24 protein-coding genes are annotated in these 21220 nt (G+C 68.9%); 11 read left to right on the forward strand and 13 right to left on the reverse strand.

Annotated elements, in window-relative coordinates; translation table 11 throughout:
- Positions 1 to 17: 17 nt before the first annotated feature.
- Positions 18 to 242 (reverse strand): hypothetical protein, encoded by a 225-nt coding sequence (locus tag ASC92_RS11430; RefSeq protein ID WP_056514929.1) that lies wholly within the window; start codon positions 240 to 242, stop codon positions 18 to 20.
- Positions 239 to 1186 (reverse strand): hypothetical protein, encoded by a 948-nt coding sequence (locus tag ASC92_RS11435; RefSeq protein WP_157609047.1) that lies wholly within the window; start codon positions 1184 to 1186, stop codon positions 239 to 241. The genes ASC92_RS11430 and ASC92_RS11435 overlap by 4 nt, the downstream gene beginning before the upstream one ends.
- 122 nt (positions 1187 to 1308) lie before the next feature.
- On the opposite strand from ASC92_RS11435, the gene thiL reads away from it, so the two are divergent.
- Entirely contained in the window at positions 1309 to 2265 is a 957-nt protein-coding gene (thiL, locus tag ASC92_RS11440) for a thiamine-phosphate kinase (protein WP_056516324.1), read from the forward strand.
- Between the two features lie 20 nt (positions 2266 to 2285).
- Here the strand turns inward: thiL and ASC92_RS11445 are convergent, their stop codons facing one another.
- Both ASC92_RS11445 and ASC92_RS11450 read right to left on the reverse strand, forming a co-directional pair.
- Positions 2286 to 2996: a DUF3053 domain-containing protein gene (locus ASC92_RS11445; protein ID WP_056514938.1), complete on the reverse strand. Its 711-nt coding sequence runs from the start codon at positions 2994 to 2996 to the stop codon at positions 2286 to 2288.
- Positions 2997 to 3123: 127 nt separating this feature from the next.
- Positions 3124 to 4572 carry an MFS transporter gene (locus ASC92_RS11450; protein WP_056514941.1) on the reverse strand — a complete coding sequence of 483 codons (1449 nt, stop codon included), beginning with the start codon at positions 4570 to 4572 and terminating at the stop codon, positions 3124 to 3126.
- Between the two features lie 173 nt (positions 4573 to 4745).
- Here ASC92_RS11450 and ASC92_RS11455 point away from each other — a divergent pair, with 173 nt between their 5' ends.
- The 4 genes from ASC92_RS11455 to ASC92_RS11470 are packed head-to-tail and all read left to right on the forward strand — an operon-like array spanning position 4746 to position 6647.
- Positions 4746 to 5273 (forward strand): phosphatidylglycerophosphatase A, encoded by a 528-nt coding sequence (locus ASC92_RS11455; protein ID WP_082519594.1) that lies wholly within the window; start codon positions 4746 to 4748, stop codon positions 5271 to 5273.
- Positions 5267 to 5809, forward strand: coding sequence for a CinA family protein (locus ASC92_RS11460; RefSeq protein WP_056514947.1), 543 nt, complete (start codon positions 5267 to 5269; stop codon positions 5807 to 5809). Before ASC92_RS11455 ends, ASC92_RS11460 begins: the two co-directional genes overlap by 7 nt.
- Before the next feature lie 29 nt (positions 5810 to 5838).
- Positions 5839 to 6333, forward strand: coding sequence for a nuclear transport factor 2 family protein (locus tag ASC92_RS11465; RefSeq protein ID WP_056514952.1), 495 nt, complete (start codon positions 5839 to 5841; stop codon positions 6331 to 6333).
- Positions 6330 to 6647 (forward strand): GNAT family N-acetyltransferase, encoded by a 318-nt coding sequence (locus ASC92_RS11470; protein ID WP_056514955.1) that lies wholly within the window; start codon positions 6330 to 6332, stop codon positions 6645 to 6647. Before ASC92_RS11465 ends, ASC92_RS11470 begins: the two co-directional genes overlap by 4 nt.
- 277 nt (positions 6648 to 6924) lie before the next feature.
- Here the strand turns inward: ASC92_RS11470 and ASC92_RS11475 are convergent, their stop codons facing one another.
- Positions 6925 to 7716 carry a UPF0149 family protein gene (locus ASC92_RS11475; protein WP_056514958.1) on the reverse strand — a complete coding sequence of 264 codons (792 nt, stop codon included), beginning with the start codon at positions 7714 to 7716 and terminating at the stop codon, positions 6925 to 6927.
- Positions 7717 to 7771: 55 nt separating this feature from the next.
- On the opposite strand from ASC92_RS11475, the gene ASC92_RS11480 reads away from it, so the two are divergent.
- On the forward strand, positions 7772 to 9469 hold the full coding sequence (locus ASC92_RS11480; protein WP_056514961.1) for an FMN-binding glutamate synthase family protein: 1698 nt from the start codon (positions 7772 to 7774) through the stop codon (positions 9467 to 9469).
- Complete coding sequence (locus ASC92_RS11485) at positions 9466 to 10383, forward strand: hypothetical protein (RefSeq protein ID WP_056514964.1); 918 nt, start codon at positions 9466 to 9468, stop codon at positions 10381 to 10383. Before ASC92_RS11480 ends, ASC92_RS11485 begins: the two co-directional genes overlap by 4 nt.
- On the opposite strand, the gene ASC92_RS11490 is transcribed toward ASC92_RS11485, so the two are convergent.
- Complete coding sequence (locus tag ASC92_RS11490; protein ID WP_056514967.1) at positions 10380 to 10808, reverse strand: putative toxin-antitoxin system toxin component, PIN family; 429 nt, start codon at positions 10806 to 10808, stop codon at positions 10380 to 10382. The genes ASC92_RS11485 and ASC92_RS11490 overlap by 4 nt on opposite strands.
- Before the next feature lie 113 nt (positions 10809 to 10921).
- Here ASC92_RS11490 and ASC92_RS11495 point away from each other — a divergent pair, with 113 nt between their 5' ends.
- Positions 10922 to 11386: a surface-adhesin E family protein gene (locus ASC92_RS11495; protein ID WP_056516328.1), complete on the forward strand. Its 465-nt coding sequence runs from the start codon at positions 10922 to 10924 to the stop codon at positions 11384 to 11386.
- Here the strand turns inward: ASC92_RS11495 and ASC92_RS11500 are convergent.
- Positions 11372 to 12610 carry a THUMP domain-containing class I SAM-dependent RNA methyltransferase gene (locus tag ASC92_RS11500; protein ID WP_056514970.1) on the reverse strand — a complete coding sequence of 413 codons (1239 nt, stop codon included), beginning with the start codon at positions 12608 to 12610 and terminating at the stop codon, positions 11372 to 11374. The genes ASC92_RS11495 and ASC92_RS11500 overlap by 15 nt on opposite strands.
- 183 nt (positions 12611 to 12793) lie before the next feature.
- Between ASC92_RS11500 and ASC92_RS11505 the strand changes: the two genes are divergently transcribed.
- The 3 genes from ASC92_RS11505 (at position 12794) to ASC92_RS11515 (ending at position 14672) form a co-directional block, all read left to right on the forward strand.
- The gene (locus ASC92_RS11505) at positions 12794 to 13375 is read left to right on the forward strand and encodes a cytochrome b (protein WP_056514975.1); all 582 of its coding nucleotides are present in this window, start codon (positions 12794 to 12796) and stop codon (positions 13373 to 13375) included.
- Positions 13372 to 13962 (forward strand): YceI family protein, encoded by a 591-nt coding sequence (locus ASC92_RS11510; protein WP_056514977.1) that lies wholly within the window; start codon positions 13372 to 13374, stop codon positions 13960 to 13962. Before ASC92_RS11505 ends, ASC92_RS11510 begins: the two co-directional genes overlap by 4 nt.
- A gap of 71 nt (positions 13963 to 14033) precedes the next feature.
- Positions 14034 to 14672: a YceI family protein gene (locus ASC92_RS11515; protein WP_056514980.1), complete on the forward strand. Its 639-nt coding sequence runs from the start codon at positions 14034 to 14036 to the stop codon at positions 14670 to 14672.
- Between the two features lie 37 nt (positions 14673 to 14709).
- Here the strand turns inward: ASC92_RS11515 and ASC92_RS11520 are convergent, their stop codons facing one another.
- The 6 genes from ASC92_RS11520 to ASC92_RS11545 all read right to left on the reverse strand — a co-directional run bounded on the left by ASC92_RS11520 (position 14710) and on the right by ASC92_RS11545 (position 21218).
- Positions 14710 to 16311 carry a phospholipase D family protein gene (locus ASC92_RS11520; protein ID WP_056514984.1) on the reverse strand — a complete coding sequence of 534 codons (1602 nt, stop codon included), beginning with the start codon at positions 16309 to 16311 and terminating at the stop codon, positions 14710 to 14712.
- A gap of 10 nt (positions 16312 to 16321) precedes the next feature.
- Positions 16322 to 17899, reverse strand: a complete 1578-nt coding sequence (rpoN, locus tag ASC92_RS11525; RefSeq protein WP_056514988.1) for an RNA polymerase factor sigma-54 — start codon at positions 17897 to 17899, stop codon at positions 16322 to 16324.
- A gap of 154 nt (positions 17900 to 18053) precedes the next feature.
- Positions 18054 to 18848 carry an LPS export ABC transporter ATP-binding protein gene (gene lptB, locus ASC92_RS11530; RefSeq protein ID WP_007829871.1) on the reverse strand — a complete coding sequence of 265 codons (795 nt, stop codon included), beginning with the start codon at positions 18846 to 18848 and terminating at the stop codon, positions 18054 to 18056.
- A complete protein-coding gene (gene lptA, locus ASC92_RS11535) occupies positions 18845 to 19567 on the reverse strand; it encodes a lipopolysaccharide transport periplasmic protein LptA (RefSeq protein ID WP_056514992.1) in 723 nt (240 codons plus the stop codon). The genes lptB and lptA overlap by 4 nt, the downstream gene beginning before the upstream one ends.
- Before the next feature lie 109 nt (positions 19568 to 19676).
- Positions 19677 to 20324 carry a thiol:disulfide interchange protein DsbA/DsbL gene (locus ASC92_RS11540; RefSeq protein WP_056514996.1) on the reverse strand — a complete coding sequence of 216 codons (648 nt, stop codon included), beginning with the start codon at positions 20322 to 20324 and terminating at the stop codon, positions 19677 to 19679.
- A gap of 144 nt (positions 20325 to 20468) precedes the next feature.
- Positions 20469 to 21218: an SPOR domain-containing protein gene (locus ASC92_RS11545; RefSeq protein ID WP_056515000.1), complete on the reverse strand. Its 750-nt coding sequence runs from the start codon at positions 21216 to 21218 to the stop codon at positions 20469 to 20471.
- Between the last annotated feature and the right edge of the window lie 2 nt (positions 21219 to 21220).

Here is a 21220-nt window from a genome sequence, read left to right on the forward strand (position 1 = left end):
CACCGGCCGCGCGGCCTTCAGCGCGGGATGTATCCCTTGTCGAGGATGCGGCCGTCGACCGCGTCGATCACGAAGCGCGCGCGCGCACCGAACGCCATCGCGTTGCTGTTGATCTCCCAACGCGCCGCGCCCTTGCCGAACCAGGGCTTGCGCAGCCGTGCCTGCACCGGCTCGACGAAGGCCCAGCCAGCCGCCATGGCGGCGGCGCGCGCCAGAGCAATGGCGTCTTTCTCGTCGATCATCGCGACCCCGGTGGCGGCAGTGGTGGCAGCGCGGCGTTCGGCGGGATCGGCCCGTCGCTCACGCTGACCCAGAAGCTGGTGCCGCCCAGGATGATGGTGCCGATCGCCATGCCTTCGACCTGCATCTGCGAGACGGTGACATAGCCGAACTGGACCGGAAAGCGATAGGCCCCGAGCGCCTGCGCCAGCCCGTGCACGCGCAGCTGGCCGTAGCCCTCGGCCATCGCCTCTTCGAGGTAGCGCAGCAGCGCCGACTTGGAATAGGCATTCCATCGCAGCTGCGCGCGCAATTGCCGCAGCGGACCGGTGCGCGGTGCGAAGTAGCGGTGCACGAGTTCGTGGAACAGCGTGATGCGCTGCTCGGTCAGGCTCTGGTTGCGCGCGACGGTGACGGCGCCGTACATGTCGGTGCCGCCGAGCGCGCCGCCCGCCAGCGAGCGCGGGCGGCTCAGCTGCAGGCGGGGGCCGCCGGGCGGCGGCGGCAGGCCGACATCGGGCAGCGGCTCGATCCTGGGCATGCCGCGGGCCATCACCGGCTTGGCCGCGCCGCGCAGCAGCAGGGCCTGGATCGTGGAGATGCCGAGCAGCATCACCGCCTTGGCGAAGTGCTTCGCGGCCTCGTCGAGATCGGCGTCGGAGCCGGCGTTGACCGACTTCTGCGCGAAGTCGTACAGCTCGCTGGCGCCCGAAAACACCGCCGTGCCGAGCGCGGCGAACCCCACCACGAGCAGGATCACGTCGACCACTTCGCCAACACCGAAGAAGTGCGAGCCGGCCCACACGACCAGTGTGGCGGCCACAATGGCCAGCGCCGCCGGCTCCAGCATGGCCTCGACGGTCTGGCGCGCTTCGCCGGGCAGCAGGGGCAAGGCCCTGCGCATCGCCTCGCCGACGCGCTCGGTCGTGGACATGGTGGCGGGTGACGCGGAAAGGGTTTCAGCCATGGTCGCGAACTTTCTATCTAAAGAAGACTTCGGCAGTGAAAGGCGGGCGCCACGGCGAATCTACCCGAACGCCGCCGGCCGGCCTGCAAGCCAGCGCCACGGCCACCGCTTATGCTCGCCGCATGGGTGAATTCGACCTGATCACACGCTACTTCAAGCGCCCCGCCGTGCGCTCCCCGCTCGGTGTGGGCGACGACTGCGCACTGCTCGCACCAGCACCGGGCATGCAGCTCGCCGTGTCCTGCGACATGCTGGTCGAAGGCCGGCACTTTCTCTCGACCGTCGATCCGGCGCGGCTGGGCCACAAGGCGCTGGCGGTGAACCTCAGCGACCTGGCGGCCTGTGGCGCGAAGCCGCTGGCCTTCACGCTCGCACTGGCACTGCCGGGTGTCGACGAGCCCTGGCTCGAAGGCTTCTCGCGCGGCCTGTTCGCGCTGGCCGACGCGCACGGCTGCGAGGTGGTGGGCGGCGACACCACGCGCGGGCCGCTCAACATCTGCATCACGGTGTTCGGCGAAGTGCCGGCCGGCGCGGCGCTGCTGCGTTCGGGCGCGCGCGCGGGCGACGACATCTGGGTAAGCGGCACGCTGGGCGACGCGCGGCTGGCGCTCGAAGCCTTTCGCGGCACGGTCGCGCTGCCGGCCGAAGCCTTCGAGTCGGCCCGCGCGCGCATGGAGCAGCCCACGCCGCGCGTGGCGCTCGGGCTGGCGCTGCGCGGGATCGCCTCGTCGGCGGTGGACGTGAGCGACGGGTTGATCGGCGACCTGGGCCACATCCTCGCCTCGAGCGGCGTGGGTGCCACGCTCGATGCCGATGCGGCGACGGCCTTGATCGCTGTGGAGGCCCCCAGCCTGAGCACCGAGATCCTGCGCACCTGCGCGCTTTCGGGCGGCGACGACTACGAATTGGTCTTCACCGCTGCGCCATCGGCGCGCGACGCCGTCACGCAAGCTGGTGCGGGCAGCGCCACGCGCGTCACGCGCATCGGCCGCATCGAGGCCGCTGCCGGCCTGCGCATCGTCGATGCAGCCGGCGCGCCGGTGTCACAGCGCTTCGGCTCTTTCGACCACTTCGTCTGAAGCCCTGAGCCGCGCGCGGCTCAGGAGCCTTGCACCATCGCCTGCATTTTTCGCTGTGCAGCATTGATCGCAGCCGATTGCCCGTTCAGCTGCTGCAGCATCTTGTTGAGTTCGCCCTGCACGGCTGGATCGCTCACGGTGACGGTGGTGCCCGAAACCTGGATCTTCGACCTGTTCTTTTCCAGGAAGTCGCCGATGGCCAGCGCGCTGTCGAACACGGTATCGAGCGCAGGGAACACTTCCTTGAAGGTGGCTGCCGGCGCGGTCACGGTCTTGTCGAAGGCCTTGTCGAAGACCGGCTTCAGGTCGTCGGGCTGCTTGAGCTGCGCGTGCGCGGCATCGGCCTTGGCGGTCTGCTGGTCGAGCGCGGTGCGCAGGCCGTTCAGTCCATCCTTCGCGGCCTTGAGGTCGTCGCGGCGCGAGGCCAGGTCGGCGATGGAACGCAGCGCGCCCTTGGCCATGATCTGCGTCATGGGCTGGCTCACCGACTTGTTCATGCCTTCGTTGAAATCGGTGATCACCGCGTAGTGCTTCGCGTAGTCGCCGAAGGAGGCTTTCTCTTCCTCCGTGGGCATCGGCACGCGCAAGCCGGGCTTGTCGAGCACGCGGGTCTGCAGGAAGGCCGTGAAGGCCTTGCGCTGCTCGGCCTCCTTGTTGCCGCAGGCGACCAGTGCAAGGCTGAAGGCCATGAGGAGCGACAGAGCCCCGAGACGTTGAATGAAAGTTCTCATGGGCAGAGGCCCTCCCGCGTGTTGTGGTGGCAAAAATTATAGGGAGCGCTTCACGGCATCGATGAAGGCGCGCGCCGGCGGGCGCTGGCCTGGGAAAGCGTGGTCGCCTGAACCCTCACCGGCCCGTTCACCAGCCGCGCCTCGCGATGGCGCGGTACGCGAGCCACACCGCCGCGGCCGGCGCAAGCGCGAAGCCCGCGAACAGCCAGGCGGCCGCCGATTGCGCGCCTTCGACACCGCCCGGCACGGTGAGCCCCGCCGCATTCGCCACCAGCCCCGCCACTGCCGCACCCACGGCCATGCCGTAGAGCTGCACGGTGGTGATCGAGGCGGAGGCCAGGCCTTCCTCGCCCTTGGGCGCCAGCGACATCACGCGCGTGATCAGGTGCGGCCAGCCGATGCCCACGCCGAGCCCGACGGCCGCCAGCGCGACGGCGATCAGCAGCGTCTCGAAACCGGCACCGAGGAATTCCTGCGACGGCAGCAGGCACGCCAGCGCCAGCAGCCCCAGCGTGCAGATCACCGGGCCGGCGCGCAGCATGCGGTCGGCGCCCGCGCCACTGCGGCCCGAGGACAGCAGCGAACCCGCGCTCCAGCCGCCCGCCATCGCGGCCGTGAGGTAGCCCGCCATGAGCGGTGAATGGCCGTGCAGCAGTTGCAGGAAGTACGGCACGAAGATCTCGGTTTCCGTGCCGATCAGCAGCAGCGCCACGCTCGCATAGATGGCGCCCAGCGGCGCGCTCATCGCATACGCGCCGCGCGGCAGCACGCGCACGGCGGCGCGGCTGTCGATGCGGGTGGCCGCGAAGCCGACGGCCAGGCCCAGTGCCAGGCCGGCGGCCTGCCAGCGCAGGTCGGACCCCAAACCGCTGGCTGCGATCACCAGCACCGAAGCCGCGAGCAGGCCGATCTGCAGCGTCGGCACACGCGGCGGCACGAGGGGCCGCGCATGCTCCACGCCCATCCCGGGCCGCAATTGCACGAGCACCAGCAATGCCTGCGCCGCCGCCACCGGCAGCAGGAGCCAGAAGGCCCAGCGCCAATGCCCGGCCTGCGCGAACAGCCCGCCCACGGCCGGCCCGCACAGCGTGGCGACGCCCCACATGCCCGACACCAGCGCCACCGCGCGCGGCCACAGCCGCTGCTCGAACACCAGCTGGATCAGCCCGTAGCTCAGCGCCGCGAGCAACCCGCCGCCCAACCCCTGCACCGCGCGCCCCGCGAGCATCCACGGCATGGCCGGCGCGAGCGCGCAGCCTGCCGAACCGGCGCCGAACACCGCCAGCGCCGCCAGGCACGCGCCGCGCGGGCCCAGCACCGCGAGCAGCCGCACCGACAGCGTGGCGCCGAGGATCGAGCCGACCACGAAGAGCGTGGTGCTCCAGGCATACCAGTCGAGCCCGCCGATCTCGCGCACCACCGAGGGCAGCACGGTGGTCACGATGTGCACGTTGACCGCATGCAGCGCCACGCCGCCGGTCAGCGCGAGCGCGCGCCATCCGTTGCGGCCGCTGAGCAGCTCGCTCCAGGCGGCGATGGAAGGTGGGGGGTGCAGCGCGGCGGAAGAGGAGGACATGGCAGGCAGCAAAGTCGGAAAGAAGCCCGGATGCTAGGCGAGGACCGGCAATTAAACAAGCTATTGCTTTGATAAATAGAAACTGCGCCGAACCGGTGCCGGCCCGGATGCGCGACACTCCTGCCCCGATGCAAGCCGCTTCTTCTTCCTCCACGACCACCACCTCCGGCGCCATGCCCCAACCCTCGATGCGCCGCGCCACGCTGCGCTTTCTGCTCTCGCATCCCGCGCACTTCATCGCGCTGGGCTTCGGCTCGGGGCTGCCGCGCATCGCGCCCGGCACGGTGGGCACGCTCTGGGCCTGGGCCGCGTTCTCGGTGTTGCAGTTGTGGTTCACGCCGGCCACCATCGGCTGGATCATCGCGGCCTCGCTGCCCATCGGCTGGTGGGCCTGCACCGTGACCGCGCGCGACATGAACGTGGCCGACCCCGGCGCCGTGGTATGGGACGAGGTGATCGCCTTCTGGATCGTGCTCTGGCTGGTGACGCCGGCCGGCCTCCTCGCGCAGGCCATCGCCTTTGCGCTGTTCCGTTATTTCGACGCCGCCAAGCCCGGCCCGGTGGCCTGGGCCGACGCGCTGTTCAAGCAGCGCGACGCGGCGCAGGTGCGCTGGTGGCATGCGGGCTTCGGCATCATCCTCGACGACCTAGTGGCGGCGTTCTGCACGCTGCTGGTCATTGCACTCTGGCGCGCATGGTGAACCCGATGGATTCTTCCTCCTCCTCTTCTTCGACGTTGCCGACACTCGCGGACCACGACACGCCCGCGCTGGTCGTGGCGCTGGCCGGCCTGCTGCAAAAAAAGGGCTGGATGCTATCCACCGCCGAAAGCTGCACGGGCGGGCTGATCGGCGCGGCCTGCACCGAGCTGGCAGGTTCGAGCGCCTGGTTCGAGCGCGGCTTCATCACCTATTCGAACGAGGCCAAGTCCGAGCTGCTGGGCGTGGACGCGGCGGTGATCGCGGCGCACGGCGCGGTCAGCGAGCCGGTGGCGCGCGCCATGGCCACGGGCGCGATCGCGCATTCGCCGCCATCGCGCGTGGCGCTGGCCGTGACCGGCGTGGCGGGGCCGACCGGCGGCACGCCCGACAAGCCGGTGGGCACGGTGTGGTTCGGCTGGTCGGTCGATGGCGACGTGCGCACCGAGCGCCGCCGCTTCGACGGCGACCGCGCCACGGTGCGCGCGGCCACGGTGCGGCACGCACTGCAGACGCTGGTCGAACTGCTCGGCCGCTGACCCGATTTTTCACCAACCCGAGAGGACTCATGACAGCAGCCACCAATGCCCAGACCATCGAGCGCTTCTACAGCGCCTTCGCGAAGCTCGACGCCGCCACCATGAAGGCCTGCTATGCAAGCGATGCGGTGTTCGAAGACGAGGCCTTCTCGCTGCGCGGACGGCGCGAGGTGAGCGGCATGTGGCGCATGCTGACCTCGGCCACCCAGGCCAAGGGTGCCGACGTGTGGCGCCTGAGCTGGCGCGACGTGAAGGCCGACGACACCAGCGGCAGCGCCCACTGGGATGCGCACTACCGCTTCGGCGCCACCGGCCGCCTCGTCGACAACAGCATCGACTCCCGCTTCACCTTCACGCCCGAGGGGCTGATCGCGACGCACCGCGACAGCTTCCCGTTCTGGACCTGGTCGCGTCAGGCGCTCGGCGCGCCGGGCCTGCTGCTCGGCTGGACACCCATGCTGCGCAACAAGGTGCGCGCCACCGCCGCAGCCAACCTCGCCACCTTTCTTGCACGCCAGCCATGAGCAACAACACCGCCCTCGCCTTTTCCAACAACGAAGCGCAGCACCGCTACGAAGCCACGCTCGACGGCAAGCTCGCGGCCTATGCCGAATACAACCTGCTGACCGACGCGATCATGTTCACGCACACCGAGGTGCTGCCGGAGCACGAGGGCAAGGGCGTGGGCTCGGGCATCGCCAGGCACGTGCTCGACGAGGCTCGCGCGAAGGGCTTGCATGTGATTCCGGTGTGCCAGTTCATTGCGGGCTACATCCGCAAGCACCGCGAGTACGCTGACCTCGTGCGGCCGGATATTCAACGCGCCTTCAAGATCTGAACAGGGCTCGCTCCTGGGTGTTTGTGTTCGGGGAGCTCTTGTTCAGGGCGTGTGCACAGGCCACCGGGTACTCCCCTCCGCGAATGTCCCCCGCTTCGCTCCTCCTTTATTTCGCTGCGGGGAGCACCCGGTGCCCTGAGCACGATGGGCGCGGCTGTCGTTCCGCTCGATCAACAAGTGCTCTGAACGATCACGCCGATGCGGTGACCTTTTTCGCGAAATAAAGGAGGAGCGAAGCGGGGGACATTCGCGAAAAAGGCCCGTCGAAACCCCCAGGTCACTCACCGTGGCACTTCTTGTACTTCTTGCCGCTGCCGCAAGGGCACGGATCGTTGCGGCCCGGGGTTGCTTCCTTGCGGATGGTCTCGGCCTTCGGGCCCAGGCTCTTCCAGAGCTGGCGCAGGTCGTACACGGCCCAGATGGCGGCGCCGAAATCGTCGAGCCGCTGCTGGCTCACGCTGGGCGGGGCGTCGTCGCTGTACATCGACAGCGTGGGCTTGGCGGTGTCGTCCTCGGTCAGGGCGACGATGTTGTCGAGCGCGTCGTCGAGCATGCGCGCGGCGTCCTTGTCGCGCGGTGTGGCCCAGTCCTCGGGCCAGTTCTCGACCGCGTACATGAAGCCCAGCGCCCAGACCTGCGCGAAGGACGGAATGGCTTCGCCGGCGACTTCGGCACGCTCTTCCTCGGGCAGCGAGGCAATGGCGCCGCGGGTGTCGAGCACCTCGGGCTGCCAGCTGCGTTCGTCGTCGAGGGTTTCGACCGGGGCGTCGAGGCCCTCCTCGATCTCGATCCAGCGGCGCTTCCAGTTCCAGACGAACTCCATGTGCTGTGCGGACGAGAAACCGTCGCCCAGCAGCACGGGCCAGTATTCGGAGGGCATGATGGGCCGGCGGGTGCAGATCAGCGCGGCCATGAAGCCCTCGCAGAACTCCCACTGGGGGATTTCCTCGTCGTGCTCGCGCATGGCGTCGAGCGCCTGGTCGAGGGCATCGAAATCGTCGGGGCCGAGGGGTTGCGGGGCTGCGGAGGTGGCCTCTGAGGGCGAAATGGGGTCGGGAATGGTCGTCATGGCAAGTTCGGGGCAGCCCTCTATGATGCAGCAGGCTCCGGTCGAGACTACTTCTATGCCCACGATTATTCCGTTTCCGGCGCGCTACAGCGCCTTCGCCCTGTGCGTGGCCGGTCTGGCGGCCTGCCTGGCGTTCGTGCTGGTGTCGCCTCACCTGTGGCTGGCCTGGACCGGCGTGGCCGTGTTCGCGGTACTCACAGGTACGGGCGTGCACGATCTGCGGCAGGCGCGCCACGCGATCCTGCGCAACTACCCGGTCATCGGCCATCTGCGCTTTCTGCTGGAGTTCATCCGCCCCGAGATGCGGCAGTACTTCATCGAGAGCGACTCCGAAGCCGCGCCGTTCTCGCGCGCCCAGCGCTCGCTGGTGTACCAGCGCGCCAAGGGCGACCCCGACAACCGGCCCTTTGGCACGCAGCTGAACGTGACCATCGCGGGCTACGAGTGGATCAACCATTCGATGCAGCCGACGAAGCTCGCGAACCACGATTTCCGCATCGTGATCGGCGGCACGCCGCAGCCGGTCGGCGCCAACCCGGAGCAACTCTGTACACAGCCCTATAGCGCCAGCGTGTTCAACATCTCGGCCATGAGCTTCGGCGCGCTGTCGGCCAATGCGATCCTCGCGCTCAACAAGGGCGCGCAGATGGGCGGCTTTGCGCACGACACCGGCGAGGGCTCGATCTCGCAGCACCACCGTGTGCACGGCGGTGACCTGATCTGGGAAATCGGCTCGGGCTACTTCGGCTGCCGCAACGGCGACGGCAGCTTCAACGAGGAACGCTTCACCGCCAACGCGCGCGACCCGCAGGTGAAGATGATCGAGATCAAGCTGAGCCAGGGCGCCAAGCCCGGGCACGGCGGCGTGCTGCCTGCCCCCAAGGTCACACCCGAGATCGCCGCCGCGCGCGGCGTGCCGGTGGGCGTGGACTGCATCTCGCCCTCGTCGCACAGCGCGTTCTCCACGCCGACCGAGATGATGCATTTCATCGCCCGGCTGCGCGAGCTGTCGGGCGGCAAGCCGACCGGCTTCAAATTCTGCCTCGGCCATCCGTGGGAATGGTTCGGCATCGTCAAGGCGATGCAGGCCACCGGCATCACGCCCGACTTCATCGTGGTCGACGGCGCCGAGGGCGGCACCGGCGCGGCGCCGGTCGAGTTCAGCGACCACGTGGGCGCGCCCCTGCAGGAAGGCCTGCTGCTGGTGCACAACACGCTGATCGGCGTGAACCTGCGCCACCGCATCAAGATCGGCTGCGCCGCCAAGGTGATCACCGCCTTCGACGTGGCCCGCATGATGGCGCTGGGCGCCGACTGGTGCAACGCGGCACGCGGTTTCATGATGGCGCTGGGCTGCATCCAGGCGCAGAGCTGCCACACCGGCCACTGCCCCACCGGCGTGACCACGCAGGACCCGCTGCGCCAGCAGGCGCTGGTGGTGCCGACCAAGGCCGACCGGGTGCGCAACTTCCACCGCAGCACGCTGCATGCGCTGCAGGAGCTGGTGCAGGCCGCGGGCCTGGACCATCCGCAGCAGATCACCGCGCACCACATCGTGCGCCGCATTTCCGACACCGAAGTGCGCCTGTTGAGCAACCTGGTGATGCAGGTGCAGCCGGGCGCCCTGCTCGGCCCGCTCGACGAGCAGCACAATGTTTTCCGAACCTACTGGCCGCTGGCCAGCGCAGAGAGCTTCCAGCCCGCGACGCAGGCCCCGCAAGGGCTGGTGGCGGGCTTCGCATTGGCCGCATGAACCCATTGAGACGAGGCGCCAATGGGCGCCTGCAATCGCGCAAGGGCGCAGCTTCGGCGCCCGCGCCCCTCGACGCGCTCCTGCCGAACCCGCCGGCACCCGGCGACTACGCGGAGTTCCTGCGCACCACCCTGCCGCGGCAGGAGAAGAACGTGGCGAGCCACCGCTTCGGCAGCGAACGCGTGTGGCTCAAGAAGGCCGGGCCCCGGCACGGCAAATGGGGCTACCGCGTGATGGCGGCGGTCGCGCGCATGGCGGGGCTGGACATCATCAAGCCGGTGCCCAACCCGGGCGGCGAAGCGGCCATCGCGACCGAGGCACGGCGGCTCAAGCAGCTCGCGGCCGCGGGCCTGCGCGTGCCGTTGGTGCTGGCGCAGCAGGCGGACGGCCTGCTGATCTCCGACCTGGGCGAAAGCGGCCGCGCGACGGTCGTGCTGCAGGAGCGGCTCGACCAGGCCGCCGCCGCCGGCCCCGCCGCGCTGCTGGCCGTTTGGCGCGACGGACTGGCCGCGATTGCCGCCGTGCACATGTGCGGCCAGCACCTGAGCCAGGCCTTCGACCGCAACCTCGTGCAGTGCCCCGACGGCGTGATCGGCTACATCGATTTCGAGGACGACCCGGCCGAGGTCATGACGCTGGCCGAATGCCAGGCGCGCGACTGGCTGAGCTACCTGCACTCCACGGCCATGATGCTGGAAGCCGCCGCGCCGCAGGCCGCGGGGCAGCACTGGCATGCGGCGCTGGCCGGCGTGAACGAAGAGGTGCGCGAGCGCATCGCGAACGCGGCGCGGCGCATGAAGTGGGCGCAGAAGCTGCCCGCGAGCCGCCGATGGGGTCGGGATACGCAGCGGGTGCGCGCGGTGGCGCGGCTACTGGGGCAGTGGCACCTGGCGCCCTCCGCGCACCCGAACTAGGGCGCGAACACCGCCTGCACCGCCACGCCGCGCAGTGCCAGCCGCTTCTTCATCGACAGCACCGCCCGGTCCTTGCTCAGCAGCAGCGCGCCGTGCGCCACGGCAAGGTCGATGAACACCTGGTCGTCGGGGTCGCTGCACACGCACGGCGCGCGCGGCGGAACGCCTTGGACCATGCGCACCCGTGCATCGAAATCGGACAGCACCGCCAGCACTTCGAGCCCGCGCTGGGCCATGCGCCGGGCGATCAGCGGGTAGCCCAGCACACGTTCGAGTTCGGTGCGCATGGCGGCCGTGGCCAGCCAGCGCAGTTCGCCCGCGGCGAGGCGCGCGGTCAACGGTCCCCAGGCGGGGTCTTCGAAGACCAGCAGGTCAAGCGCGATGTTGGTGTCGATGACGACGGGGCCGGATTCTGTCAGCGTCATGGAATGTGCGGGGGGAATATCGCCGATGTTGCACCATGCAGGGCCGGAGTCAGGCCCTTGTCGGCCTGCCCGACGAAAATAGCCGGTTGCCTGCCCACCTCCACTCTTCCTTCATGAAACGTCTCCCGCTGATCTGCCTCGTCGCGCTCGCGTCCCCGGGAGTGCGGGCCGAGTGGCTGACCCTGTCGGGCACGCCCGGCGATGCCGCCAGCAGCTACGTGCAGGTGGAACCGACCAGCGTCGAGGTGGAAGGATCGAACCGGCTCGTGAGCCTGCGCATGAGCCTGCCGGAGGACCGCACGGAACGCGAGGGCATCCGGTTCCGCTCCTTCCAGGCGCGGGCCAGGGTCGATTGCGAAACCCGCAGCGCGCGCTACGTGAGCGCCACCTACTTCGGCCATCCGGACTTCGTCGGCGAGCCCGTCGCGGTGAGGCATTTCGAGGAGGACGACATCCATCCCGTAACGCTGGCCGGCGCGCGCGATCTCGTCGTGCGCACGGTCAACGCGGCCTGCGCCGTCCGGCCCAAGGAAGCCAGGGAACAGCCGCGGGCCGAAGGCGCGCTACTTCCGCGCTGAGCCCGCGACCATGTCGAAGCGGAACAGCCGGCATTCGATCGGTCCGTTCCACATCGGCACGCGGCGCGACTCCTTCAATCGCATCTGCCTGGGCAGCTTCAGGTCGGGCGTGAGCACCCAGGCGGTCCAGCCGGCGTAGTTCTTCTTCCAGTGGGTGGCGAGTTGCGGGAAGAACTCGCCGCCGTCGCCCCCTTCGCCCTGCGCGGTCTGCGCCGATTCGCGCGCGCCGGAGCGGCCCGTGCCGGCCACGCCGCCCACCTCGATGCGCTCGCCGTACGGCGGGTTGAGCATGATCACGCCGCCCTCGGCCGGGGGCATGCGCTGCAAGGCATCGCCGCCGCGGAATTCGACCGCTTGCGCGACACCGGCACGCTCGGCATTGCGTTCGGCGAAGTCGACCATGCGGTGCGACACGTCGGAACCGAAGATCGCCACGCTGCCTTCGTGTACAGCGTCTTCGGCCTCCTGCCTGATCGCGTTCCAGACATGCGCCTGGAACGGCAGCAGTTTTTCAAATCCGAAGCGCCGCAGCGAACCGGCCGCGATGCCGCGCGCGATCTGCGCCGCCTCGATGGCGATGGTGCCGCTGCCGCAGCAAGGGTCGTACAGCGGCTGCTCCGACACGGCGCCAGTCTCGGGGTTCCACCAGCCGCTGGCGGCCAGCATGGCGGCGGCCAGGGTTTCCTTCAGTGGGGCGTCGCCCTTGTCCTGGCGCCAGCCACGCTTGAACAGCGGCTCGCCCGAGGTGTCGATGTAGAGCGTGCAGCTGTCGGTGGTCAGATGCGCGAACACGCGGCAGTCGGGCCACTGGGTCTCGATGCTCGGGCGCACGCCGTTCGCCTTGGCGCGGAAGCGGTCGGCAATGGCGTCCTTGATGCGCAGGGTGGCGAAGTTCAGGCTCTGCAGCGGGCTGTGCTGGGCGGTGGTCTCGATCTTGAAGGTCTGCTTCGGCGTGAACCAGATCTCCCAGGCCACGCCGTTGGCGATGGCGTACAGGTCGTTCTCGCTGCGGTAGGGCGCGTGGGCCAGCTCGACCAGCACGCGCTGCGCGAGCCGGCAGTGCAGGTTGAGCTTGAGGGCGTCGCGCCAATCGGCGCGCACGCGCACGCCGCCGCGCAGCGTGAGCAGGTATTGCCCGGCGCGGCCGGTCAGGGCGTGCACCTCCTGGGCGAGGAATTCCTCGACGCCGGCGGCGCAAGGCAGGAAGAAGGAGAGATCGTTCACGGAAAGCTGGCCATCGGGAAGCCCGACTACGGGCCTCCATTGTCGCCGCGCCAGGCACCTTCTCCATAGGGTCGATTGCCAACGCCCCGCAACCCCGGCCGCGCCGGGCTGGCACGGGCCGTGCTGTGCTGTCATCGCTTCCGATATATGCTCCGCGCACAGGCCGCCCCGCCCTGTCTCCCGATGTCCGCAGACGCATCCTCCTCACCCCTCGCCGCCCCGCGCTTCGACCCGCTCGCGATGGCGCTGCACTGGCTGCTCGCGGCCCTGATCGTGGGCTCGTTCGGCGTCGGGCTCTACATGACGGGTCTGCCCTTCTCGCCGCAGCGCCTGAAGATCTACAGCTGGCACAAGTGGGCGGGCGTCACGATCCTCGCGCTCTCGGCGCTGCGGCTGCTGTGGCGGCTCGGGCATCGTCCACCGGCGCTCCCGCCCGGCATGTCGGCGCTCCAGCTGGCGAGCTACCGCATCAGCCACACGCTGATGTACCTGCTGTTCTTCGCGGTGCCGCTGTCCGGCTGGGCCTACAGCTCGGCCATGGGCATGCCGGTGGCGTGGTTCGGCGTGCTGCCGCTGCCCGACTTCGTGCCGGTCGACCACGCCTTCGCCGAAGCGGTGCTGCAGCCACTGCACCGCAACTGCGCCTTCGTGCTGGCGGGCGCCGCGCTGCTGCACGTGGCGGCGGTGCTCAAGCATCACTGGATCGACCGCGACGATCTTCTGCAACGCATGTGGCCCGGGCCACGCAAGGAATCCGATCAATGAAGCGCCTGTTTTTCCCTCTCGCGCCGTCTCTCGCGGCGCTGGCCTTCGCCACCACGGCGCTGCCGGCCGGCGCCGAGCCTGCGGCCGCGAAGCTCGTGGCGGACAAGAGCCAGATCGTGTTTGTCAGCAAGCAGATGGGCGTACCGGTGGAGGGCACGTTCAAGAAGTTCGATGCGCAGGTGGCCTTCGACCCGAAGAAGCCCGAGGGCGGCACCGTCGCGCTGCAGATCGACACGGCCAGCGCCGGCTTCGGCGTCCCGATGAGCGACGCCGAACTGCCCAAGCAGCCGTGGTTCGACGCCGCGCACTTCCCGCAGGCGAGCTTCCAGTCGAGCGCCATCAAGGCACTGGGCGACGGCAAGTTCGAGATGGCGGGCAAGCTCACCATCAAGGGCATCGCCAAATACGTGACGGTGCCCGTCAGCATCGCCGCGGCCGGCGGCAAGGACGCGGTGGCCACCGGAAGCTTTACGATCCAGCGGCTCGACTACAAGGTGGGCGACGGCGAATGGACCGACACCTCCATGGTCGGCAACGAAGTGCAGGTGCGCTTCAAGTTCACGCTCGCGGGCTTCGGGGCACTGTGAAGCGCCTGGCTGGCCAGCCCTCTCCTTCTCCTCACTCATTTCCCTCTTTCATGCCCCACACATCCAACGCCATGAAAAAGCTTCTTCTCGCCACGGCGCTGTCGGCCGCCGCATTCACCGGCGCCATGGCGCAGCAGCAACAGCAACCGGGATTCGCACCGGCCGTGGCCGCCAAGCCCGCAGGCGGACCGGCGAAGAACGCCAACTACGTGGTCGACCCCACGCACACCTTCGTGATGTACGAGATGGGCCACTACGGCACCACCACCAACCGCGGACGCTTCAGCACCAAGGACGGTTCGGTGCTGATCGACGGCACCGGCGCCAGCGGCAAGGTCGACATCACGATGGACATCAGCTCCGTGAACACCGGCGTCGATCTGCTCAACCGCCATGTGCAGAGCAAGGACTTCTTCAACGTGGCCGAGTTTCCGACCGGCCGCTTCGTGGCCGACCGCATCGATTTCAGCGGCGGCAAGGTGGTCGACGTGCCCGGCACACTCACGCTGATGGGCCAGACCAGGCCGGTGACGCTGAAGGCCGTGCGCTTCAACTGCTACCTGAGTCCGCTGATCAACCGCCAGGTGTGCGGCGGCGATTTCGAGACCACGGTGGAGCGCAGCGACTGGGGCATCACCTGGGGGCTGAACTTCGGCTTCGAGAACAAGGTGAAGCTGCTGGTGCAGGTCGAAGCGGTCAACGTGCAATGACACCACTGCCCGGTCTCGCCGGCGCTACGGGCGCCAGCTAGAGCAGGCTCTCCGGCGTCAGCGGCGCCAGCAGTTCGAGCATGGTCCGGTCCCAGAAGCCGGAGTCGGGCTCCTCGGTCAGCACGGTGATCTTGCCGGCGTCCTCGCTGACCCATTCGATGCGCGACTCGTTGCTGCCCTCGGCAAAGCGCAGCCGGTAGGCGCCCTGCTGCTTGAGCACGTCGATGAGTTTCAGCGCCTGCTGCGCCATCTCGGGGCTGTGGATGATCAGCCCGATCTCGGTGTTGGCCGACTCCGAGCGCGGGTCGAAATTCATCGAGCCGACGAACAGCGTGCGCCGGTCGATCACGGCCGACTTGGCATGCAGCCTGCCCACCGACGTGCCGAACAGGCCCAACCGCACGCTGCGCCGGGTGCGCGTGGAGCTCAGCTCGTAGAGGTCGGCGCCGAGCTTGAGCATGTCGGGCCGGTAGCGGCGGTAGGCGGTGTGCACCAGCGGCTCGTCGGTGGCGGCCAGCGAATTGGTAACGACGCTGATCTTCACGTTGCGGTTGCGGATCTCGCGCATCACCTCCAGCCCCGTGGCGCCCGGGATCAGATAGGGCGAGACGATGGTCACCTCGGAGCGCGCGCGGCGCATCTGCTCGACCACGTTGTAGCGCACGCTGTCGACGTCGAGCAGCGGCACGCCGCCGTAGGAGGCGGTCTTGCCGATCACGCGCTCGGGCGAATCGGCATAGGCCTCGGCGATGGTCCAGATCAGGTCGAGCTTGCCGGCGTCCAGGTCTTCCACCATCGGGCTGTAGCCGAGCAGGTCGTTGGGCGCGGGCTTCGGCGGCGGCGGCGTGGTGTCGGGGCCGGTGGCCACGTCGAAGCGGCGCCGCAGCTCTTCGGCCGACAGCTCGCTGCGCACCACCGACTGGATCGGCCGCACGTAGATGCTGTTCCAGTACTGGTCGAACAGGCTGCCCAGCCGCGGAATGAGCGCGCCGGTGACGAAGGTGTCGAGGTCGAGAAAATTCTCGCCCGCGGTGCGCGTGAAGTACTGGTTGCCAATGTTGCGCCCGCCCGCCACCGCCATCGCGCCGTCGGCGATGAACAGCTTGTTGTGCATGCGCCGGTTGACGCGGCTGAAGTCGAACAGCGAGGCGGTGAAGCGCTTGAGCAGGCTGCTGCGCCCGGCCGGGAACGGGTTGAACAGGCGCAGCTCGACGTTGGGCGTGGCGGCGAAGCCGAGCAGCAACTCGTCTTCACCGGAGGTGTAGAGATCGTCCATCAACACGCGCACGCGCACGCCGCGCTGGGCGGCGTCGCGCAGGGTGCGCAGCAGGTAGCGGCCGGTCTCGTCGTTCTCGATCTGGTAGTACTGCACGTCGAGCGTGCGCTGGGCGCGGCGGGCCAACTGGATGCGGGTGTCGAAGGCAAAGTCACCACCCGGCATCAAGCGAAAGCCGCTCAGGTCGGGGTCGGGCTGGGAAGCCAGCGCGAGCTTGCCGAGGGCGGTGTCGGCCGAGACGCCCATGGCCTTGGTGGGTGCGCGCGGGGCCTCGTCGGGCAGGGTGGCGCAGCCGGAAAACAGCAGCACCGCCGCCATGACGCAAGCCCAATGCCCACAGCGAGACAGCAGGCGGCTCTTCATCGTCCGGCTTCTAGAGTGCCTTGCGCAGGTTGGCCGGCGCGATCCGCAATGCTTCGCGGTACTTGGCCACGGTGCGCCGCGCGCACTCGATGCCCTGCTCTTTCAGCATCTCGGAGATCTGGCTGTCCGACAGCGGCTTCTTGATGCTCTCGGAGCTCACGAACTGCTTGATCAGCGCACGCACCGCAGTGCTCGACGCATTGCCGCCGGTCTCGGTGCCCAGCGCCGAACCGAAGAAGTACTTGAGCTCGACCGTGCCGAAAGGCGTGGACATGTACTTCGCGGTAGTCACGCGCGAGATGGTCGATTCGTGCAGGCCCAGCTCGTCGGCGATCTCGCGCAGCACCAGCGGGCGCATGGCGAGCTCGCCGTGCACGAAGTAGCTCTTCTGCCGCTCGACGATGGCATTGCTCACGCGCAGGATGGTGTCGAAGCGCTGCTGGATGTTCTTGATGAACCAGCGCGCCTCCTGCAGCCGCTGCGACAGCGCCTGGCTGCCCTCGCCCTTGTGCGACTTGAGCGCGCCGGCGTAGATGTCGTGCACGCGCAGGCGCGGCATCACCTCGGGGTTCAACATGACGCGGAACTTCACGTTGGTGCCGCGGCCGGTCTTGGTGACGATCACGTCGGGAATGACGATGTTGCGCTCGACGTCGACGAAGCGCCGGCCCGGCTTGGGCTCCAGCCGCGCGATGATCTGCAGCGCCGAGCGCACCAGCTCCTCGCTGCTGCGGGTGAGCGTGGCCAGGCGCTTGAAATCGCGGCGCGCAAGCAGCTCCATCGGCTGCTTGCAGACGGTGATGGCGGTCTTGCGGACCAGCGCCTCTTCGTCGGTCTCGTCCTCGCTGGCCATGGCCCGCAGCTGGATGCCCAGGCATTCGCCGAGGTCGCGCGCGCCCACGCCCGCGGGCTCCAGGCTCTGCAGCAGGCCGAGCGCCACCTGGAAGTGATGCACGAGGTCGTCGAACTGGTCGTTGTCGTCGCCGGCCAGGCCCGAGGCCAGAGCCGGCAGCGAGTCTTCGAGGTAGCCGTCGTCGTTGAGCGATTCGATGAGAAAGCGCAGCGCAGCGCTGTCGTTCTCGTTCAGCCGCAGGCTCAGCGCCTGGCGGTGCAGGAACGACTGCAGCGACTCCTGGCTGCGCGCGAGTTCGGTGGCGTCGGCGCGTTCGTCGTCGCCCAGGTTGTTCTGGCGCGCGGGCGCGTCGCTGCCCCACTCGCTGTCATCGGGCGCCGCCATGTCGACGGTGCCGTCGCCTTCCCAGTCGGGCTCGCGCTCGGTGATCTCGGCGGCCGGCCCGTCGGTATCTGCCGTGGTCGTGCTGGTGGTCTCGGCGGGCGCGCTGGCGGCCGGAGGCGCGAAGTCGCTCTCGCCCTCATCGCGCGGCACCGGCGCATCGGCCGTGTCGAGCCCGAATTCCTCGCGCGCCGCTTCTTCCGCGGTGCGTTCGAGGAACGGGTTCTCGTCGAGCATCTGCTCCACTTCCTGGCTCAGTTCGAGCGTGGAAAGCTGGAGCAGCCGAATGGACTGCTGCAGCTGTGGCGTCAACGCCAGATGCTGCGAGACGCGAAGGGACAGCCCTTGCTTCATGAGGAAATGGCTCCCCCCCAGGCTGCGCGCTTCGCGCTACGCCAACCCCCTACCGGGGGCGGGCCGGCCGCTTCGGGCGGCCGTGCGCGGCGGCCCCCGCGAGGAAGCTCCGCGCGGACGGTGGCCACGATGATCCTTGACCCTCGCCGCACGATCACATCCGGAAGTGTTCGCCCAGGTACACCCTGCGTACTTCGGCGTTGTCGACGATCTCCGAGGGTGTGCCTTGTGCCAGCACATGCCCGTCGCTGATGATGAACGCGTGATCGCAGATGCCCAGCGTTTCACGCACGTTGTGGTCGGTGATGAGCACGCCGATGCCGCGCTCCTTCAGGAAGCTGATGATCCGCTGGATTTCGATCACCGCGATCGGGTCGATGCCGGCGAAGGGCTCGTCCAGCAGGATGAAGCGCGGCTGGGTGGCCAGCGCGCGCGCGATCTCGACGCGGCGGCGCTCGCCGCCCGACAGTGCGAGCGCAGGCGAATCGCGCAGGTGGTCCACCCGCAGGTCGGCCAGCAGCTCGGACAGGCGCTCTTCAATGTGCTGCTTCGACAGCGGCGCCATCTTGCCGTTGGCATCGGGCTCGCTCTGGAGCTCGAGCACGGCGCGCACGTTTTCCTCGACCGTGAGCTTGCGGAAGATCGAGGCTTCCTGCGGCAGATAGCTCAGGCCCATGCGGGCGCGGCGGTGGATCGGCATGTGCGCGATGGGCTCGCCGTCGATGGTGATGTCGCCCGCATCGGCGCGCACCAGCCCCACGATCATGTAGAACGAGGTGGTCTTGCCCGCGCCGTTCGGCCCGAGCAGCCCGACGACTTCGCCCTTCTGCACGTCGAGCGAGACGTCCTTCACGACCGTGCGGCTGCCATAGCTCTTCTTCAGGCCGCGCGCGACCAGGCGGCTGCCCGGCGTGCTGTTGGCGTCCTGCGATACAACGGATTCGATCACTTGCGGGTTTCTCCCTCGTCACCGAGCGTGGTGCTCGGGCGCAGGCCCTTGCCGGGCGCGGGGGTGGGAGCCGGCGGCGGCGCCTTGGCACCGGCCGGAGCCGAGGCGCCCGCAGCGGGTGCACCCGGCGCGGTCGCGGCCTTGGGGGTCAGGATGGTCTTCACGCGGCCGCCCTGGGACGACGCGTTGACGGCGGTGTTCGGCGGCACGGTGGAACCGTTGACCGTGTAGGTGTCGTTGCTCTGGTCGTAGACGATCAGCGCGCCCTGGCTTTCGTCGTTCGGCGTGGCGCCGATCAGGCGGCGCATCGTGGCGTTGCGGATGAACTTGACGTTGTCGGCGCGGCTGTCGTACTCGATGACGTCGGATTCGCCCTCGATCCACTCGTCGGGCGCATTGCGCTTCTGCTTGTAGTAGGCCCGCTTGCCGGGCGCCGCGGTGACCACGCCGTACTGGTAGCCCTCGGCGTCCTGGCGCACGTCCAGCCGCGCGCCGCGGATGATGATCGTGCCCTTTGTTACCAGAACGTTACCAGTGAACACGCTGGTCTGCTTCAGGTCGTCGTAGCGCATCGAGTCGGACTCGATGTTCATCGGCTTGGCGCGGTCGGCGGTCTCGGCCACGGCGCCCGAGGCAAAGCCGGCCAGCAACAGCGCGCCAGCGGCCAGGCGGCCGATGCGACGAAGGAAGGAAGTGGTGGGGTGAGAGTGCAATGTCATAGAGGCACGAAACTTGCTCGGCATTGTATGCGGCTGATTGCGTCAGCCCCGCACGCACAGATGAAAAAGCCCGCCGAAGCGGGCTTGACGTTCCTTCTGGCTCTGGGGGTCAGCCCTTCCTTGCTTCGCCGACCAGATAGTTCACGACCTGAAGCACTTTGGTCATGTTGCCGGCGGTTTCCCCATCCACATACCAGCGCCCGGCCACGGCCATCGCCGGCACGCCGGCGACCTTGTAGGCGTCGGTCATCTGCGAGGCGCGCTTGGCCTTGCTGGCCACGCCGAACGAGGTGAAGACTTCCTTGAACTTGGCGCCGTCCAGGCCATTGGCCGCAGCCCAGGCAATGATGTTGGCGTCTCCGTTCACGTTCTGGCGCTGTGCGTGGATCGCGTTGAAGACCTTCGGCTGGAATTCGTCGACCTTGCCCATGGCCTCGAGCGCGTAGTACAGGCGCTGCTTGGCCTCGACGTCGTTGCCCACGAAGGGCACGGGGATGCGGCGGAATGCCACTTCCTTTGGCACGGTCTTGACCCAGGCTTCCAGCGCCGGCTCGAAGTCGTTGCAGTGCGGGCAGTTGTACGAGAAGAACTCGACCACTTCTATCTTGCCGGCGGGCGCGTCGACCGGCACGCGCTTGTCGAGCACCAGGTACTCGGTGCCGGCCTTGGGCGCACGCGCCTGGGCGTGTGCGGTGTTGCCAGCCAGCGAAAGCAGGCCCAGCGAAGTGGCGGCCAGCGAAAAGTCACGACGTTTCATTGAAAGAGTTCTCCAGTTGTACGGCTGACTGAGCCGGCGCACGGCGGGGAGTTCCCCCGCACCCGGCGCGCCCAGGGCGACGATGAATGGTGGCGGCAAATGCCGCGGCGCGAAGCTTAAGGGCTATTCGTGGCGGCCGCCGGGTCAGCGCTGCACGCGGACCAGCGCCGAATCCATGCCGCCGCCGTCGAGCCGCTCCTTGAGGCGATCGGCGTCGTCCTTCTTGTTGAAGGGGCCGGCGCGCACGCGGTAGACGGTGCGGCCCGCCTGCTCGCGCTCGGTGACCTTGGCCTCGACGCCCATCAGCGACAGCTTGGCGCGCTGCGCCTCGGCGTCGTCGGTGGTGCGGAAGGCGCCGGCCTGCACGAAGTACATGAACGGATCGGCGCCTGAACTGCTGCTGGCGTTGCTGTTGTTGCTGCTGCTCGGCGCGGCCGAGGCGGTGGTCGTGCCGGAGCCCGAACGCGCGCGGGCGAGGTCGCCCAGCGGATCGTTCGATGCCGGCAGGGAGTTGGCTTCGGCTGGCACCGGCGCCGGGCGGGGCGGCTTGGGCGCCACCACCACGGGCACGGGGGGTGCGGTCGTCGGCGGGGCGGTGGCGGGGGCCACGGCGGTGGTTGCCGGCTCGCCGGTGACGGGGTTGACCGGGGCGGCCGGGGCCGCCGGCCTGGCGGCGCCGGCCTTGCCGGCCAGCGGTGCGTTCGGGTCCCAGTCTCGGTTCTTGCGGGCTTCGGCCTCGTCCTGCTCGGCGCCGCCGCGCTGCGTCTTGGTCACGAACGGGATCGGCACCTTGGTCACGTAGACCGCGATGCCCAGCGCGACGCCGAGGCCGAGCACCAGCCCGATGATCAGGCCGATGACGATGTTGCCGCGTTGTCTGGTTGTCTTCTTCATGG

It is taken from the genome of Variovorax sp. Root411, from assembly GCF_001425205.1.
GTDB lineage: Bacteria > Pseudomonadota > Gammaproteobacteria > Burkholderiales > Burkholderiaceae_C > Variovorax.